The 18,299-nt window shown below is 72.6% G+C and carries 9 protein-coding genes and 3 pseudogenes; 10 read left to right on the top strand and 2 right to left on the bottom strand.

What is annotated here, in order from left to right; translation table 11 throughout:
• Positions 1-314: 314 nt before the first annotated feature.
• From UG55_RS07130 to UG55_RS07115, 4 genes are read left to right on the top strand one after another with little or no spacing between them, the layout of a single operon-like run.
• Complete coding sequence (locus tag UG55_RS07130; RefSeq protein WP_083986504.1) at positions 315-1,892, top strand: TIGR02677 family protein; 1,578 nt, start codon at positions 315-317, stop codon at positions 1,890-1,892.
• Positions 1,889-3,241, top strand: coding sequence for a TIGR02678 family protein (locus UG55_RS07125; RefSeq protein ID WP_066064542.1), 1,353 nt, complete (start codon positions 1,889-1,891; stop codon positions 3,239-3,241). Before UG55_RS07130 ends, UG55_RS07125 begins: the two co-directional genes overlap by 4 nt.
• Positions 3,238-7,353, top strand: a complete 4,116-nt coding sequence (locus UG55_RS07120) for a TIGR02680 family protein (protein ID WP_066064539.1) — start codon at positions 3,238-3,240, stop codon at positions 7,351-7,353. Before UG55_RS07125 ends, UG55_RS07120 begins: the two co-directional genes overlap by 4 nt.
• Entirely contained in the window at positions 7,350-8,660 is a 1,311-nt protein-coding gene (locus UG55_RS07115) for a TIGR02679 family protein (protein WP_066064536.1), read from the top strand. Before UG55_RS07120 ends, UG55_RS07115 begins: the two co-directional genes overlap by 4 nt.
• A gap of 95 nt (positions 8,661-8,755) precedes the next feature.
• Here the strand turns inward: UG55_RS07115 and UG55_RS33195 are convergent.
• Together UG55_RS33195 and UG55_RS07110 are read right to left on the bottom strand one after the other, a co-directional pair.
• Positions 8,756-8,946 (bottom strand): annotated as a pseudogene (locus UG55_RS33195) (SDR family oxidoreductase); the annotation flags it as partial.
• Between the two features lies 1 nt (position 8,947).
• The coding region (locus UG55_RS07110) for an SDR family NAD(P)-dependent oxidoreductase (RefSeq protein ID WP_242423836.1) at positions 8,948-9,505 on the bottom strand (558 nt) is incomplete at its 3' end.
• A 51-nt stretch (positions 9,506-9,556) separates the two neighbouring features.
• Here UG55_RS07110 and UG55_RS07105 point away from each other — a divergent pair.
• The 6 genes and pseudogenes from UG55_RS07105 to UG55_RS07080 form a co-directional block, all read left to right on the top strand.
• A pseudogene (locus tag UG55_RS07105) lies at positions 9,557-10,131 on the top strand (TetR/AcrR family transcriptional regulator); the annotation flags it as partial.
• 38 nt (positions 10,132-10,169) lie between these two features.
• A complete protein-coding gene (locus UG55_RS07100; RefSeq protein ID WP_066064527.1) occupies positions 10,170-11,369 on the top strand; it encodes a cytochrome P450 in 1,200 nt (399 codons plus the stop codon).
• 603 nt (positions 11,370-11,972) lie between these two features.
• A pseudogene (locus tag UG55_RS46810) lies at positions 11,973-13,518 on the top strand (helicase HerA domain-containing protein); the annotation flags it as partial.
• A gap of 3,127 nt (positions 13,519-16,645) precedes the next feature.
• The coding region (locus UG55_RS29860; RefSeq protein WP_206779350.1) for a YwqJ-related putative deaminase at positions 16,646-17,125 on the top strand (480 nt) is incomplete at its 5' end.
• A complete protein-coding gene (locus tag UG55_RS26965; RefSeq protein WP_083986503.1) occupies positions 17,122-17,472 on the top strand; it encodes a toxin-antitoxin system YwqK family antitoxin in 351 nt (116 codons plus the stop codon). The genes UG55_RS29860 and UG55_RS26965, both read left to right, overlap by 4 nt.
• 54 nt (positions 17,473-17,526) lie before the next feature.
• Positions 17,527-18,201, top strand: coding sequence for an endonuclease V (locus UG55_RS07080; RefSeq protein WP_066064517.1), 675 nt, complete (start codon positions 17,527-17,529; stop codon positions 18,199-18,201).
• Positions 18,202-18,299: the final 98 nt, after the last annotated feature.

The following is an 18,299-nucleotide window of genomic DNA, read 5'->3' as shown; positions in this document are numbered from 1 at the left end:
CGCGGTGGTGGGCGGCCAGGCCGACCAGGGCGTTCCGCGCGGCCGACGTCCTGAACTCGCGCAGCGTGCGCGGGTCGCTGAAGCTCTCGTCGTCCGACACCGGGCCGCCGCTCATCGCGGGGCGCGGCTCCAGCCGGCTCACCNGGACCGGCTTCGTAGCCTTCCCGGACCTCGGCTTCCCCGACTGCTTCTTCCGCTTGCGTGACACGGGCACCGCGCGAGTCCAGGACGTCCGGCAGGACGGTCGGCGTTCAGCCTGCTGAGGGTGTCTGCTTACACTGAGATGAGCCGCTGGTCACCGACGAGGGACGTTCATGGTTGCGCATCGGGTGCCACCGGAGATGTTCCGGTTCGCGACCGAGCCGAACGCCGATCTGTACACCGCGATCCTGCACGTGTTCGGTGACGCGAACGAGCGGCTGGAGACCGCCCTCGGGGTCGACGGCATCGAGGAGCGGCTGCCCTCCGTCGGGTTCTTCCGCTCCCTTCCCGCGGACGAGCTGTCCCGGGCGCTGGCACAGCTGGGGAAGTGGCAGCTGCTCGACGTCATCCAGAACCACGGCGCGGACTACTCCACCGCCGCCGAGTATGAGCGCGGCAACCTGCAGTACTCGCTGACGCGTCGCGGGGAGGCGGCGTTCGCCGGTGTCCAGCACGCGCTGGCGGTGCTCGCGTCGGCGGGGGCCCTGCAGACCGCCGTCCTGGACGCCATCGCGGACCGGCTCGACGCCCTCTACGGCCTGCTGACCGAGCCGGCGTCCGCGGATCGCCGGGTCTTCACGACGCTCAGCGAGCTGGAGAGCCACCTGGAGGCCCTGCGGTCGAACACCAAGCAGTTCAACGGCGAGCTCCAGCGGCTACTGCGGGCGGAGAACGCCGACCTCGACACCTTCCATGAGGTGAAGCGGGCGACGGTCACCTACCTGCAGGAGTTCGTCACCGACCTCGACCACCGGTCGCGGGCCATCCGCGACGCGATCCGGCGGGTCGAGTCGCTGGGCGTCGCCACGGTGCGGCGGCGGGCGCTGGCCGGCGCCGAGCTGTCGCCGATGGGCACGCAGGACCCGGCCCCGGCCTGGCTGGAGCATCGCCGGCTGCGCTGGGAGGGCCTGCGGCTGTGGTTCGACCCGGACGACGGCTCCCGGCCGCGGGCGGAGGAGCTGCACACGGTGGCGCGGCGCGCGATCGTCGCCCTGCTCGCGACCCTGGAACGGATCGGCGAGTCACGGCGGCGCTCGTCGAGCGCGGCGCGTGACTTCCGGGTGCTCGCCCGCGCGTTCGCGGCCGCACCCGCCGAGGACGACCTGCACCGGCTGTGGGGCGCGGCCTTCGGGCTGACCCCGGCCCGGCACGCCCACCTGCGCCACGCCGACCCGGAACTGATCCCCACCGGGGTGAGCTGGGCGGACGCGCCGTCCGTCGAGGTGTCCACGCTGCTGCGGCGCGGCGGCCGGGCCGAGCGTTTCTCCCGGACGGGCCGGGTCCGCGACGTCGCCGCGGTCCGCCGCGAGCGGGAGGAGCGGGCCCGGCGCGAGCGGGCGGAGCTAGAAGCCGTCTGGGCGCGGCTGCGCACCGACGGCCCCGTCCGGCTGTCGGCGCTGGGCGAGCTGGACCACGAGGCGCTCGTCCGCCTGCTGGACCTGCTGGGCCACGCCCTCGACGGGCCGGTCGACAGTTCGGGGGCGCGCCGCGCGACGACGTCCGACGGGCGGGTGGAGATCGTGGCCCGGCCGACCGGCGACGGCCGGCTGGCGGTGATCCGCACGCCCCGCGGTGTCCTCACCGCCCCTGATCACGTCATCGACATCGCGCTCGCCGGCCGGCCGGCATCGGGCGTCCAGACGCCGGCGGTGACCGTGAGAGTGCCGGCGCCGTCCGGGCTCGCGCGGTGAGCTCGGCGGCGAACCAGCATGTGCGCGACGAGCGGGAGGACGTCGCGCGCGGCATCCGGCTGCTGCTCGGCACCCCGCTGTTGACGTCCGCCCGCAGCCCGGACGGGTTCACGGTCGTGCGGCGGCGGCGCGGGCCGATTGGCGACTGGTTCGAGTACTACTGCGGCTGGCAGCTCGTCGTCGAGCCGCGGGCCGGCTACGCCCGGCTGGTGAAGGTCCGCTCGGAGCCGGATCCGTCCCGCCCGGCGCGGCGGGCCCGGTCGACGCGGGCCCCGTTCGACCGCCGCCGGTACGTGCTGTTCTGCGTCGTCGCCGCGGAGCTGATGGGCGGGCCGGTCACGACGATCGGGCTGCTGGCCGACCGGGTTGCCGCGGCGTGCGCCGCCGACGCGGCGCTGCCGCCGTTCGACCCGGCGATCCGGGCGGAGCGGATGGCCTACGTCGACGCTTTGAAACACCTGGAGCAGCTCGGCGTGGTGAGCGCGGTGGACGGTGTCACCGACGCCTACGTGCGGTCCGAGGACGCGAAGGTGCTGTACCGGGTGGACGCCACCCGCCTGGTGGGCCTGCTCGCCGCACCCACCGCGCCGTCCAGGGTGCTCCCGGCCCCGGCGGAGGGTGGCGTCGAGGGCGGGGTCGCGGGCGGGGTCGAGGTCGGGGTCGGGGTCGAGGTCGACCGGCTCATCGCCGGGATGCTCGTCGAGCCCCGGTACGGGGACGCGGCCGCCGCGGCGCCGACGGTCTCCGACGCCCGGCGGAACCTGTGGCTGCGCCACTCGGTGATCCGGCGCCTGGTCGACGACCCCGTCGTCTACCGTTCGGAGCTCACCGAGGCCCAGCTGGCGTACCTCGCCACCACGACCGGGCGGGCCCAGGTGCGGCGCGCCGCCGAGCTGGCCGGGTTCGAACTGGAGGAACGAGCCGAGGGCTACCTGCTCGTCGACCCGGACGGCCTCGCGACCGACAGCCGGTTCCCCGACGACACGAGCAACGCCAAGATCGCCGCGCTGACGCTGCTCGACGCGCTCCGGGCCGCGCCGGCCGGTCTCACCCCCGAGCAGCTCACGGTTGAGGCGGGGCGGATGCTCGCCCGGCTGCCGTCCTGGGGCAGGGCGTACCGCTCGGACGACGGCGCCCGCCGGCTCGCCGCGGACGCGCTCGCCGAACTGCGCATGTTCGGCCTCGCCGCGGTGGACGGCGACCACGGAGACCACCCCGGCGGATCGGCCCTGGTCCGGGCGCTGCCCGCGGCGGAGCGCTACCGGGTCCATCACGAGGACCGTTCGCGGCTGGACATCCCGCCGCCCCGCCACGCGGGTGACGGCCCGGGCGAGGAGATCGAGTCTTGACGGCCAGCGAATTTCGGTGGCGGCCGCACCGCGCCGGGATCGTCAACGTGTGGCGGTACTACGACGAGACCTTCGGCTTCCACCGCGGCCGGCTGCTGCTGCGCGGCCGCAACGGGACGGGCAAGTCCAAGGCACTGGAGCTGCTCCTGCCCTACCTCCTGGACGCCAACCTGCAGGCCCGGCGGCTGTCGACGTTCGGCGGCTCGGAACGCACCATGCACTGGAACCTGATGGGGGACGGCGCCAGCGGCCGGACCCGCGTCGGCTACGTCTGGATCGAGTTCCACCTCGGCGATGCGGCTGACCCGGGCGGCGGGCGCTGGTTCACCTGTGGCGCGCGCCTGCAGGCGTCCCAGCACACGACCACGGTGTCGGCGGACTACTTCACGACCACCCGGCGGATCGGCCTGCCCGGCGGACTGAGCGTGGTCGACGAGGCGAACGCCCCGCTGACCCGCAAGCGGCTCGCGGCCGACCTCGGGGACACCGGCCAGCTGTACGACAGCGCGGCGGACTACCGGGCGGCCGTCCGCGCCGCGCTGTTCGGCGGGCTGAACGAGCAGCGCTACAGCGGTCTGATCACCGCCATGCTGCAGCTGCGCACCCCCAAGCTGTCGGAGCGGCTCGATCCGTCCCTGCTGTCGACGCTGCTCTCCCGGGCGCTCCCGCCGCTGGGCACCGCCGAGATCGCCGAGCTCGCCGAGGGCTTCGAGCGTCTGGACCGCCAGCGGGAGAACGTCCGCCGCCTCGACGAGGAGGTCGAGGCGGCCCGGATCCTCGCCGACCGTCAGCGTGCCTACGCGGGCCGGGTGCTGCGGGCGGCCGCCGGCGGGCTCATCTCCGCGACCAGCGCGATGGACGACATCACCCGCACGGCCCGGGAGAGCCAGGCGGAGTACGAGCGCGTGGTGGCGGAGCGTGACTCGCTCGACGAGCGCGTCACCGCGGCGGAGGGCGAGGGGGAGCGGCACGCGGCGCGCATCGAGGGCCTGATGCTCAGCGAGGCCTACCGGGCCGGCGGCCAGCTCGACGAGCTGCGCCGCGATGCCCGGGAGGCGGCCGGGCGCGCCGACGACGCCCGCCGGCAGGCGCGGCAGGCGCGGAGCCGGGCGGACACCGACCAGCGGACCGCCGCGACGACTCAGGCGGCCGCCGCGCGGGCCGAGACCGAGAGCGCCGCGGCCCGCGACCACGCCTGCGGCGCCGCGGACCGGGCCGGCTTGGCGGTCACCTACGACTCCGTCGCCGCCCTCGTCGCCGATCACGCGGCCGGCGTGGCGCAGGCCGGCATGGCGCAGGCCGGAGCGGCGCAGGCCGGAGCGGCACAGCCGCGGACACTGGTCCGGGCGGCCGTCGACGCCCGGGTCCGGCAGATCCGCGCCGTGCGCCGCGCGCTGGGCGACCGCGAGGCGGCGGTCATCGCGCGGACCGGTGCCGAGCAGCGGCTCGAACACGCCCGTGAGGCGCTCGCCGCCGCGACGGCCGACCGCGACACCGCGGCCGCCGCCTACACCGGCGAACTGACGGCGCTCGGCGAGGCGCTGGCCCGGTGGGCGGCCGGCTGCGCCGAGCTCCGCTTCGACGACCCGACCGTGCTGCTCGCCGCGGTGGAGAGCGAACCCGACCTGCTGCGCATCATCGAGGAGGCCACCGGCCCACTGCTGGAGGCGATCGCCGCCCGGACCGCCGAGCTGACCCGGGACCAGGCCGAACGGACCGCCGAACGCGCCGCGCACATCGCCGAGCGCAACCAGCGCGAGGCCGCCGCCGAGCTGCCCCCGGTCGCCCCACCGACCCGCACCGCCGACCGCGAGGGACGTCCCGGCGCGCCGCTGTGGCGGCTGGTGGCGTTCCGGGACGGTGTCGAGCCCGCCATCCAGGCGGGTGTCGAGGCGGCGCTGGAGGCCTCCGGCCTGCTCGACGCCTGGGTGTTCCCCACCGGCCGGCTGGAGCTCACCGGGCACGACACCACCCTTGACGTCGAGCTGCTCGCCCCGACCGGGGACGGCGGACTGGGGACGATCCTCGAACCCGAACCGGACGCCGCCGTACCCGCCGACCGCGTGCGGCGCCTGCTCGCCGGGATCGCCCTCGCCCCGAGCGCCCCGAGCACCCCGAGCGCCCCGAGCGCCCACAGCACGCCCAGCACGCCCGGGGGACATCCGGTCGTGGTCGGCGCCGACGGCACCTGGCGGTTGGCCGCGCTGCGCGGGAGCTGGTCGAAACCGGAACCGGCCCACATCGGCGCGCTGGCCCGCGACCGGGCCCGCCGCCGCCGCATCGCCGAGCTCACCGCACTGATCAGCGCGCTGGACGACCTCCTCGCCGGCCTGGAGCGGGAGGTTGCCGAGCTGCGGGCCCGGCGGGAACGGATCGCGGCGGACCGCCGAACCCGGCCCGGGTACCAGGCCGTCCAGGACGCCCGCGCCGCCCTCGACACCGCGGAGGCGAACCTCGGCGCGCGCGCCGACCTGGTCAGCCGGTCCGTCGAACAGGTGCGGGAGGCAGCCGCGGCGGTCAGCGTCGCCACCCGGGCGCTGACCGCCGCGGGCGCCGAGCACGGGCTGCCGACCGAACCGGACGCCCTCGACACCGTCGAGGAGTCCGTCGACATCTTCCGCCGCCTCGCCGACGACTGGTTCGACCGCCACCAGCACGCCGTCGCGACCCGGGCGGCCGCGCTCGCCGCCGCCGAGGTGGCGGCCATCTCCGGGGAGGCGGCGCGCACCCTCGCGGAGTCGTCCGCCGAACGGGACAGCGAGGCCCAGCGGGTCACCGCCAAGCTCGCCGGCGTCGAGGCGGCCATCGGGCCCGGCTACCGCCAGGTCCTCGACGAGATCACCGGCCTGCGCGGCCGGATGGCGGAGCTGGCGCGGGAACGGGCGGAGCTGCGCCAGGCATTGCGCGCGCTCGACGCCCGGGTCGGTGAGCTCAACACCCGGCGCGTCGTCGACCAGGAGCTGCGCCAGCAGGCCGTCGCCGCCCGCGACAGCCAGGCCGAGCGGTTCCGGCAGCTCGGGCTCAGCACCCTGGCCGCCGATGCCCGGCTCGACCTGGCACTCTCCCCGGCCGACGGGGTGCGCGCGACCCTCGACCGGGCACGGGCCGTCGCGACCGCGCTCGCGTCCGTCCCGCACACCGTGCGCACCATCAAGGACGCCGAGACCCGGCTCACCGACGCCGTGCACCAGTGCCGGCAGGTCCTCGCCGACCGGGCCGAGCTCGTCGTCGACCCCGACGAGGACGTCCAGATCCTCACCGCGGCGGTCGACGGGATCCGGGTCGGCGTGGCGCACCTGCACGACAGTGTCCGCGACGAACGGGACCGCGCCCGCACCGAGATCACCGACGGTGAGCGCGACCTGTTCGACCGGACCCTGACCGGCAACACCCGCCGGCACCTCGCCGACCGGATCCGCCAGGCCAACGCCCTCGTCGCCGACATGAACAGCCGCCTGGAGAAGGTGCGCACCGCCTCCAGGATTGCCGTCCAGATCCTCTGGCGGGTCGACCCGGAGCTGCCCGCCGCGACCCGGCAGGCCCGTGACCTGCTTCTGCGGGACCCGACCCAGCTCACCGCCGCGGACCGCGAGGCCCTGCACACCTTCCTGCGTGGACGTCTCGACGATGCCCGCGACCACGACGACGCGACCGGCTGGGAGGAGCTGCTGCTGCAGGTCTTCGACTACACGGCATGGCACCAGTTCATCGTCCGCATCGACCGGGGGACCGAGCAGGGCTGGCAGCCGCTGACCAAGAAGCTGCACGGCGCGCTGTCCGGCGGGGAGAAGGCCATCGCGCTGCACCTGCCGCTGTTCGCCGCCCTCGCCGCGCACTACCAGTCCGCGCCGGCCGCGCCCCGCCTGATCCTGCTCGACGAGGTCTTCGTGGGTGTCGACAGCACGAACCGCGGCCAGGTCTTCGAGCTTCTCACCTCCCTCGACCTCGATCTGATGATCACCTCGGACCACGAGTGGTGCACCTACCGCGAGCTCGACGGGATCGCCATCCACACCCTCATCACCGGGGACGGCACCGACGACGCCGTCACCACCGCCCGCTTCACCTGGGACGGCCAGCGCCTCACCGACGCCGCCGGTCAACCCCTGTGACACCGGCCCGGGCCGAGATCCTCGCCGCCCTCGACCGCCCGGGACTCGCACCGCTGTGGGACGCGCTGCACGACCGCCTCTCGACGGGACGTCCGGTGACCTCGGTGCGGGTCGGGCCCCTCGACGACGACCAGCAGGCCGGGCTCGCCGACCTGTTCGGCCTGGACCGGCTGCCGGGCCCGCGCGCCACCGTCCGCCTCGACCGGCTCGACGCCCGGCTGACCGTCGCCTTCGGCGCTGACACCCGCACCGTCGTGGCGATACTGCGCGGCCCGATCGGCGACCGGGCCGGCAGCCGGGCCGCCGCCGCGCACGCCCGGGACGAGCTGTGGGACTGGCTGGCCGCGCATCCCGTCGTCGCCGCCGAGCCGGCGCTGCGCACCTGGGCCGCCGACGCCCGGCGCGCCGGCCTCGTCGACGGGTCGGTGGACGACACCCGCGCCCTGCTCGACTCCGCGCTGCGCGTCCTCGCCGCCTGCCCGGCGGACGGACGTCCCCTGCCCGCCCTCGCCGACGCGCTGCTCGGCCACACCCACGCGCTCGACGACGGGACCCGGCTGTCCGTCCTCGTCCTGCGCGGCCTCGCCGCCCGGTACGGCGGGCCGGCGCCGACGGGCGCGGAGGAACGCCGGGCGCTGTGGGAACGAGCCGGGGTCGCGAGCGACGCGCTGTCCGCCCAGGTGCTCGTCGCGGGGCTGCGGCTCACCGGCGACGACCCGCTGAGCCACGCGCTGCGGCTGTGGGCCGACGCGGGCCAGGCCAGCGCCGTCACCCTGGCCCAGCTCCGGGCCTTCCCCGGACCGCGGGCAGCGGAAGAAGGCGGAAAGGCACGAGTCGGCGGGGAGCCCGGGGGCGGCGGGACGGTGGCTGTGGGCGTCGTGGAGAACCCTTCCGTCCTCGCGATGGCCATCGCGCGCTTCGGTGCGCGCTGCCCACCGCTGGTGTGCACGGCGGGCTGGCCGTCCGCCGCCGCGATCCTGCTGCTGCGCCAGCTCGCGCAGGCCGGGCTGCGCCTGCGCTACCACGGCGACTTCGACGGCGACGGGCTGCGCATCGCCGCCCACGTGATGGCCCGCACCGGCGCTGTGCCCTGGCGGATGGCCACCGCCGACTACCTCGCGGCTCTTCCCAGCGTGCTCGAAGGTGAGCGGCCTGAGATCGTGCGGGTCGCGGCGCGACCCGGGCAGGTCAGCGAAGCCCCCTGGGACGCCGATCTGGCGGCGGCGGTCCGCGCGAACGACATCGCGATCTCCGAGGAGCGCCTCGTCCCCATCCTGCTGGCCGACCTGGCCGACCTGGCTGCATAGGGTACCGGTCGCAAGATTCATGGGGCGACACAGGTGCGGACAGGCGCCGCGGCCGGTGGATCGGGGACCCCGCCGCCCGCGCCGCCCGTCCGAGGTCAGATGTACATGCCGCCGTTGACGCCGATGATCTGGCCGGTGATGTAGGCCGCGTCGTCGGAGACGAGGAAGGAGACGGCGTTGCCGATGTCGGCGGGTGTGCCGGCCCGGCCGAGCGGCACCATCGCGCTGACCGCTTCGAGGAACTGCTCCGCGCCACCGGCCTGGCCCGCGTCATGGTGTGCCATCGNGGTGTCGACGATGGTCGGCGGAATCGTGTTGACGGTGATGCGGTGTTCGGCGAGTTCGCGCGCCAGCGCCTTGGTGAGGCCGATGACCCCGCCCTTGCTCGAGACGTAGTGGGCCATCGACGGCGCCCCCGACTGCGCGCTCGAGGAGGAGATGGTGACGATCCGGCCGTACCTCGCCTCGATCATGTCCGTCACCGCGGCCTGGATGGTGTGGAAGACGCCGGTGAGGTTCACCGCGATCATCCGGTCCCAGGTCTCCTGGTCGATCTGGACGAACGGAACCATGTTCGAGATGCCGGCGTTCGCGACGACGATGTGGATCGGCCCGAACTCCCTGCGCACCGCCGCGTAGGCGGCCTCGATCGAGGCGCGGTCGGAGACGTCGACGGTGAGGGGGAGGGTGCTGCCGCCGGCCGCGGCGAGCTCGGCGGCGAGCTTCTCGACCTTCTCGCCCTGCCAGTCGAGCATCGCGACCCGGTGCCCGTCCTTCGCCAGCCGCGCGGCGATCCCGGAACCGATGCCCTCGGCGGCACCCGTGACGACTGCGACCCGACTCATGCGCTGACCCCCTGCTGGACACAAAGTTTTGACGCATGTAAAAGTAGGGCCATGGGTGGGTCAGGGCAAGTGGTTCGTTCACGGGGTTCCCGCGCGCCCGGGACGCGCGAGAAGATCGTCGACGCCACGATCCACCTCCTCGCCAAAGAGGGGTATGGAGCCATCACGACGCGGCGCATCGGCGAGGTCGCCGGCGTGAAGTACCAGCTCGTCCACTACTATTTCGAGTCGCTGGAGGACCTCTTCGTCGAGGCGTTCCGGCGCGGGGCCGAGGAAAATCTCGCCCACCTCGGCGAGATGGCGACGGGCGAGGCATCGCTGCGCAGGTTCTGGAAGGTCAACTCGAACGCCGGCGCCGGCAAGCTCATGGTCGAGTTCGTGGCTCTGGCCCAGCGCCACCCCGCGCTACGGCTCGAGATCGCCGCCTACGCGCGACGTTTCCGTGACGCGCAGCTCGCGTTCGCGCGGGCGGCCCTCGCGCGCGAGTCGATCACGACCGAAGAGATACCGCCGATGGTTGTTCTCCTGCTCACCACCGGCCTGGCGCAGCTCGAGGCGCACGACCGTCTGATCGGTTTCACCGACGGACACGACGAAACCCGCGCCTGGATCGAGAACTGGCTCGCNGCCAACACCACACCAGTGAAGGAATGAGAAACGACGAATGACCGCCAGCGACCTCTACTGGGACCCGTTCCGCCGCGACATCTGGGTGGACCCGTACCCCGTCTACAAGCGGCTGCGCGCCGAGGCCCCGGTCTACTACAACGAAGAGCACGACTTCTACGCCTTCGCGCGGTGGGCGGACGTCGACCGCGGCTTACCTGATGTCGAGCACTTCAGCAACGCCCGCGGCAACATCTACGAGTTCATCAAGTCCGGCATCGAGATGCCGCCGGGCAGTGTGATCTTCGAGGACCCGCCGAGCCACGGCATCCACCGCCGCCTGGTCTCCCGCCTGTTCTCCCCGGGCGGCATCAGGTCGCTGGAGTCGAAGATCCGCGACTACGTGGTCCGCCAGCTCGAACCGGTGCAGGACGGTGCCGGCTTCGACGTCATCGACATCCTCTCGGACAAGGTGCCGATGCGGGTCATCGGCATGCTCGTGGGGATTCCCGAGGAGATGCAGCAGTCGGTTCGGGACCGGACCGTCGCCAACCTCACCACCGAGGAGGGCGGCAAGCTGGACGCCGAGGCATCGCAGATCGGCACCGATATCTTCGAGGGCTATATCGACTGGCGCATCGCCAACCCCTCCGAGGACATCATGACCAAACTCCTCAACGCGGAGTTCGAGGACCATGACGGCACCACCCGCGGGCTGACGCGGGAGGAGATCCTGGTCTACTGCGCCGTCATCTCCGGGGCGGGTAACGAGACCACCGGTCAGCTCATGGGGTGGATCGGCAAGGTCTTCGGTGAGGAGAAGAACCACCGGCAGTACCAGGAGGTCGTGGCCAACCCGTCGCTGGCGGGTAACGCGGTGGAGGAGGTCCTCCGCCTGGAGCCGGTCGGCCAGGCGGTGGGGCGGTATGTGCGAAAGGACGTGGAGTTCCACGGCCAGACCATTCCCGAGGGAAGCACCGCGCTCTTCCTCGTCGGCTCCGCCGGGCGTGACGAGGCCAAGTTCGAGAATCCCGACGTGCTCGACATCCACCGCGACATCACCGCGCAGCGCAGCTTCGGCTACGGCCTGCACTACTGCCTCGGCGCGAACCTCGCCCGCATGGAGGGGCGGATCGTCCTCGAGGAACTGGTGAAGCGATTCCCCAAGGGGTGGGACGTCGACCTGAGCGGCGCCAGGATCGCGAGCACAACCACGGTGCGCGGCTGGGAGAAGCTTCCGATCGTCCTGCGGAAGTAGCGCCGCGCCGGCACCGGTGAAGGGACGGTCGGTGATCGTCGCCACCGGCGTTGGCGGACGAATCCGCGGAAAATCGGGGCGCATTCTGGAGGGCCTGAGTACCCGTAACGGGTGGCACGGTGATCTGCAGCGCGTGGCTGTGTCCGCATCCTTTGCGATGGTTGCGTGTGCTGGCTGCGTCGAGCCTGGCGTCGAGGGTGTCGGCGCCAGGCTCGACCAGGCACACACGGTACGCATGATCGGGCCGGTAAGATCTCCCTTCGTCACGCTGTGGAACATCGCGGTCGCTTCGGCCGTTGTTTCCGGTGTTTGCCGGAGTAAGGGTGCGGGTCGGAATGCGGCTGCGGAGTCACGGTGGCGCTTCGGCCGCGAGGACCGGGATTGTGGGGGCATCGTGATCGTTGTCCAGGTGNGCTGGCCGCGCCGCTGCCGGGGTGCTGGCCTGGCGTGTCCGGCCAGCTGATTCCCGGCCAGCCGGGGGAACGGCCCGGGGGCGTTCTGGGTGGGGTTCGGGCCTACCGACTCGTCTCCGCGCCCCGGCCGGCCGACGACCCGCGGGTCCGCGATCCGGCCCCCGCGCAGCTTTTCGCGGCCGTGACCTCCATGCACGCCACGTTCCAGAGTCTGACCAGGCCGGGGGCGGACATCCTCGACGGCCTCGCCGGTGTCGACGAGGTCACCGGTGTCGACGACGTCACCGGCCTTGACGGCCTTGACGGCCTTGACGACCTCGGTGCCCTCGCCGGCACGCCCGGGGCGCGCAGCCCGTTGTTCTTCGCCGCCTGGTTACGCCTGCCTGCCCAGACCGCGGGCGCGCGGACGGGCGCGCCCGCCGGGCTCCGCCAGGAGCGGTTCGTCTTCCTGCTGGGAGGTCGGCCGTTCTTCCCGGGGGCGGCGCCCGGCCCGGCCCGGGCGGACGGCACCCGCGGGCTGCTCTTCCCGCCGGGGGCCAGCGGCGTCGAGGCCACCGGCGGCGAGGTCGACCGGCTGCTCGCCGAGTTCCGGGTGTGGCAGCTCTGCCTGGGGGCACCCGACGCCCTCTGGTCGCTGCCGAACGAGGAGGTCTGGCAGCAACGCCGCGGCTCGTTCGACGACCACGCCGCGCATCTCGCGCACCCGTTCGCCTGGATGGTGCTCGCCCAGCCGCGCCCCGCGCACCTGGTGCAGGCCGACAAGGACCGGCTCGAGATCGGCATCCCCATGCTGCGGGAGGCGGCGCGGGGCTCCCGGTGGGCCGAGCTGGAACGCGCCGAGGCCCGTTACCGCGAGCTCGCCCGCTACGGCGGTGCGGGCATGTGGGACGTCCGAGTGCTGGTCGGGTCGGTCACGCCCGCGGGCGCGGGTGCCGCCGCGTCGCTGTTGTGCGGGGCGGCGGAGCTCGGCGGTCTGCCGTACACCCTGGTGCCGTCGGACCGTCTCGGCAGCCTGGCCGACCTCGCCGCCGATCTCGCCGCCGGGCCGTCGCCCACCGACACGCAGGGCGGCTGGCAGGGCGGCTGGCAGGGCGGCCCGCCGGATCCGTTCGAGCTCGCGGACATCTTCGTGCCCACCGCACCGTTCGCCGGTTCCAGCGAACTGCTGGCCGCGCTCGCCCGGCCGCCGGCCCGTGAGCTGCCCGGCGTGCGCCTGCTCACGCCACACCGGTTCGATGTCACCCGCGACCGCATCGACGACGACGGTTTCCCGATCGGCACGGTGCTCGACCCGGCCTACACCGATGCCGGCGCGTTCGTGGTGACCCGTCCGACGCTGAACCGGCACGCGTTCCTCTGCGGCGCGACGGGCTCGGGCAAGTCCCAGACCGCCCGCACCCTGCTGACCGAGCTGTCCGCTCCGGCGCACCCCGATGACCGGGTGCCGTGGCTGGTCATCGAGCCGGCGAAGGCGGAGTACGCGCGCATGGCCGGCCGGATCCGCCCCGACGACCGGGTGACCGTCCTGCGCCCCGGGGTGCCGGACGACCCGCCCGGCTGCCTGAACCCGCTCGAACCCGAGCCCGGCTACCCGTTGCAGAGCCACGCCGACCTGGTTCGCGAGCTGTTCCTGGCCGCGTTCAACGCCGACAATCCGGTGCCGCAGATCCTCTCGATCGCCCTCGCCGAGGTGTACGCGAACGCCGGCTGGGACATGGTCACCGGCGAGCCGCGCCNGGTGCGGCGCCCGAAACTGTTCGTCGACGAGGAGCCCCGCGACGTCCGCAGCAGCTACCCGACGCTCGGTGAGCTGCGCATCGTCGCGCAGCGGGTCGTCGACGACATCGGCTACGGCCGGGAGGTGCGCGACAACGTCCGCGGCCTGGTCGACGTGCGCCTGCGCGGACTACGCGAAGGCACCCCGGGACGGTTCTTCGAGGGCGGGCATCCGCTGGACGTCGGCGCGCTGCTGCGCGGCAACGTCGTGCTGGAGCTGGACCGGGTCACCAGCGACCAGGACAAGGCGTTCCTCATGGGCGTCGTCCTGATCCGGATCGTCGAGCATCTGCGGACGAACCCGCCCGCGCCCGGCGACGACCGGCTACGGCACGTGCTGGTGATCGAGGAGGCCCACCGGCTGCTGCGCCGGGACGCCGACGGCCCGGCCGGCAACGCCGTCGAGCTCTTCGCCGGCCTGCTCGCCGAGATCCGCGCCTACGGCGAGGGCGTCGTCGTCGTCGAACAGATCCCATCGAAGATCATTCCGGACGTCCTGAAGAACACGGCGCTGAAGGTGATGCACCGGCTGCCCGCGGCCGACGACCGGGCCAGCGTCGGGGCGACCATGAACCTGGGTGTCGAACAGTCCGAGCACGTGGTCGCGCTGCCGCCGGGGCAGGCGGCGGTCGCGCTGGACGGTATGGACCGGCCGTTGCTGATCCAGATGCGCCACGGGGAGCGGCACGAGTCCACCGAACGAGCGGGCCACCTGCCACCACTGCGGGCCGCGCGCAGCGAGCTGTGCCCGCCGGACTGCCGCCCCGCCCCCTGCACACTGCGCGCGATGAACGAGGCCCGGCACGATTCGACGTCCCCGCTGCTCGTGCTGTGGGTGGAGGCGGTCGTCGCCGCGACGGTCGCGGGCGTGCACCCCGTCGACCCGGCCCCGGCGCTGTCCGACTGGCTGCTCCGGCTGCCGCCGCGCCAGCGTGCCTGCGCGTTGGCCCATGCGGTCGAGCGGGCGGTCGACGCCCGCCGCCCGCTGCTGCGCCGCTGGCTCGACCCGGCTGACCTCGCCGACCACATCCTCGCCGAGCTCACCGCCCGACTCGGGCTGCGGCCGCCGCCCACCGGCGACCAGCTGCGCTTCCAGGCCGGCCTCTACCGGTGGCACGACGTGCGCGCCGAGCTGACCGCCGCCATCGCCCGGCGCGGTCCCGGCGCCGCGCGGCGGCCGCATCCACACACCGAGCAGTGGGCCCGGCGCGGGCTGATTCTCGAGGGCGCGGATGTCGTGGATCAGATGCGCGCCTTCAGGGAGCATCCGGCGAACGCCTCCGGCAGCCACCGGGTGGCGATCGGCGATCCCGACGCGAGCGGGCTCACGGCGGCGCAGGTCGAGGTGACCGGCGGTGCCGGCGGGCTGCATCTGCGCCGAGCCTTCGCCCGCGCCTGCGCCGGCCGGCTCGACACGATCGTCCGGCTCTTCGAGCAGCCGCCGGTTGGACATCGGCCAGCGAATCCGCGGGCGGAGGCGGAAACATGATCGGTGACGGCCTCGGTGAGCTGGCTGATCTCGGTGGCTCGGCGGATCTCGCCGCGGACGGGTGGGCAGGCCCGGAGAATGATCTCGGCGTCGCCGAGAGTTCCGTCGGGCCGGAGGAGAGCGATTCGCAGGCGCTCGCCGACCTGCTCGCCGGGGAGTCCCGTGCGCTGGGTCCGCCACCGGAGGACATCGAATCCCCAGCCGCCGAAGCCGAGACGAGTGCCCCCGAGGCACGGCCCGGATCCGCGGAGGCACCGCCCGCCGAGAGCCAGGACGACGGCTCCGCCGTCATGAGTGACTCGGAAGCGCTGGCCGAGTCGATTGCCGGCGAGTCTCGCGCGCTCCGCGAACGCCCGGACGATTCGGCGGCCGACGGCCCGGTCGCGGACGGGCCGGTCGCGGACGGGCCGGTCGCGGCTGGGCCGCCGGTCGAGGACTCCGCCAACGGTGACGGTGACATCGGGGATGGGTCGACGTCCGAGGATGATGTGGTTGGCATCCCGGTGCCCGAGGCGACTCCGATCGAAGGACCCCTCGAAACACCCCCCGGCGAGTCCGTCGACAGTCAGGATGACGGCTCCGCCGGGATGAGCGACTCCGAGGCGCTGGCCGAGTCGATTGCCGGCGAGGCCCGCGCGTTCGTCGACAACCCGAACGATTCGTCGGCAGACGGCCTTCCGGTCGAGGACTCCGGCACCGACGACGGTGGTATGGGGGAGGGCCCGGCACCTGAGTATGAAGGCAGGGTCGACCCGCTGCGCGAGGCGACCCCGACCGATGGGCCAGCCGCAATACCAGCCGAAGTGCCGGCTGAAATGACACCCGAAACCCCGACCCCGCCTATATCAGATGAGGCACCGCCGGAGGTCGTGCCCGACGATGGGGGGTACGACGGCGGGTCGGTGCCGCAGCCCTCCGCCTTAGCTGAGGCGGACGAACCCTCCATGGTGCCGGAGACTTCCGACCCGCGTGTCGCCGAGGAGGCAAATCCCGCCACGGGGGAAGGGGAGATATCCGATTCGCCCACCGCTGATGTGGTGTCGGACGTCGCCCTGTCGGAGGTTCGGGAGGAGCCCGTTGCGCAAATTGTACCTGAAACGGCGACTGTCGCCGAGTCGGTGGAACCACCCGCAAACACCGAGAAGACGTCGGCACAGCTCGAACCCGCCACCGAGTCGGCCGGTGAATCGGATGCGACTGAGCTGGGATCAATAGGGCAGGCGGAGCAGGAGGAAAACACTCTCGCTCGCGAAGGTCCGGAAATGAAAGCGGCGGAAATCGATGCCGCTGCCTCGAGGGCGGAACGGGCCGACCTTCCCCCTGCTGAGTCGCCGCCCGTCCAGGCCGACAGTGTCGTGGGGGATGACATGCAGACCCCAGGCGAACAGCGTGAATCGAACGACGGGCCTATTGATCATGACGCTGTGTCGGTCAAGCCGGACGGTTCGCCGTGGCCCGAGTCTCCACTCTGCGCCACAGAGCCACTTCCCAGGCTGGACGAGGCTGCCATACAGCGAAGTGAGGAGGGGCTTATCGAATCGGTTGACGGGAAGTCTGTCCGTGACTACGTCAGTGGGCTCGCCACCGAACGTACCCANGGATATCTTGATGCGCGCCAGGATGGGACTGTAGCGAAGTCCGAAGTGGCGCCGGTCACCTCCGTACTCCTCGACACCCGCACCGGTCGCGTGTACGAGGCTGTCAACCAGGAGAGAGTGATTCCGACCGACCTTCATCCGATACTACAGGAACGTCTCGACAGTCTGGTGGCCGAGGCGGCGGAGAATCCGGAGGCATACCAGTATAGAAACGGTGACAAGGGGGGCTTCCCTCATTTTGATATCCCGGGTCGCCATGCTGAGGTTCTGAACACCAGTCGGGCCCTGTATGACCGGGAGGCGATGGGATACCAGGTGACCCCTGAATCGCTCAGCGAGATGATCGTGGACAACCGTTTCCCCTATCGACCGCCGGAGAAGACTGCTCCATGCTGCCCGAACTGCACTGCTATCCTAGAAGGCATTGATTCCATCCCCGGGATGATTCCGGCCGACGAGTGGAAAAGGGGCAATGAATGACCGAATCGGACTCTGTTCCGTCCGTTCATATTGACGATATAGATTACACGGACGATCTCTTCGTCACCTACCAGGGGGAATTCTTTACCGGGAGGGTGACTGATTACTACCGTGACGGACGGCCCCGCAAGGTCGAAACCTATGAAAACGGCCGACTGCGAGGGTTGGAGCGCACGTTCTACCCGGATGGTTCGGTCATGTCCGAGTACTGGAACGTCGACGACGGACGGCACGGGGTCGGTCGTTCCTGGTTTTCGAACGGTCAGCTGGAATCCGAGACACAGTATGATCGCGGAAAAGTTCTCCGCAGGAAGCGGTGGGCCGAGGACGGAACCGAACTGAGCTGACCCGCGGTGCGGCCCGGGGTGCGTCGGCTGGATTTCAACAAGTGAGGTGCGGCGGTGGGAGAGGTCGAGGGCGCCGAGGCGCTGCAGGATGAGCTGCGGCGGCTGGTGCGGCCTGATGTTCCCGGTCCGGAGCTGGTCACGACGGTGGCTGGTTTCGACGTCGCGTACGACGCAGACACGGATCTGGTCGCGGGAGCGGTGGTGGTTCTCGCCGCGCCGCGCTGGGACGTGATCGCGTCGGCCACGGCGGTGAGCCGGGTGTCGTTCCCCTACATTCCGGGGCTGCTGTCGTTTCGGGAGCTGCCGCCGCTGCTCGAGGCGTGGGAAGCCGTCCTGTCGCGGCTGGCCGCGCCGCCGGATCTGCTGGTGTGTGACGGGCATGGCGTTGCGCACCCGCGGCGGTTCGGCCTGGCCTGCCATCTCGGTGTCACCGTGGACCTGCCGACGATCGGCGTGGCGAAGACCCCGTTCGTGGGCGAGCACTCCACACCCGGGCCGCGGCGGGGTGAGCGGGCGCCGATCATCCTCGACGGCGAGGCGGTGGGCGCCGCGCTGCGGACGCGGGACGGTGTGCGGGAGGTGTACCTCTCGGTCGGCCACCGGACCAACCTCGACTCCGCCTGCCGGTGGGTGCTGGAGCTGTGCCCCCGTTACCGGCTGCCGGAGACGACCCGGTCGGCTGACCGGCTCAGCCGGTCGGCACTCGCCGAAGCCCGCCTCACGTCCTGATCGGCCCGCTCGCCCGGGTGTATGTAATTGGTGCCGCCGAGGAGGCCGCCGGTACGAGGACGAGGCCCTGGCCGGTGACACCTCTTTCCGGGGCGGGT

The sequence above is a fragment of the Frankia sp. EI5c genome, from assembly GCF_001636565.1.
Taxonomy (GTDB): Bacteria; Actinomycetota; Actinomycetes; order Frankiales; family Frankiaceae; genus Parafrankia.
This window is presented reverse-complemented; position numbering and strand designations above follow the sequence as displayed.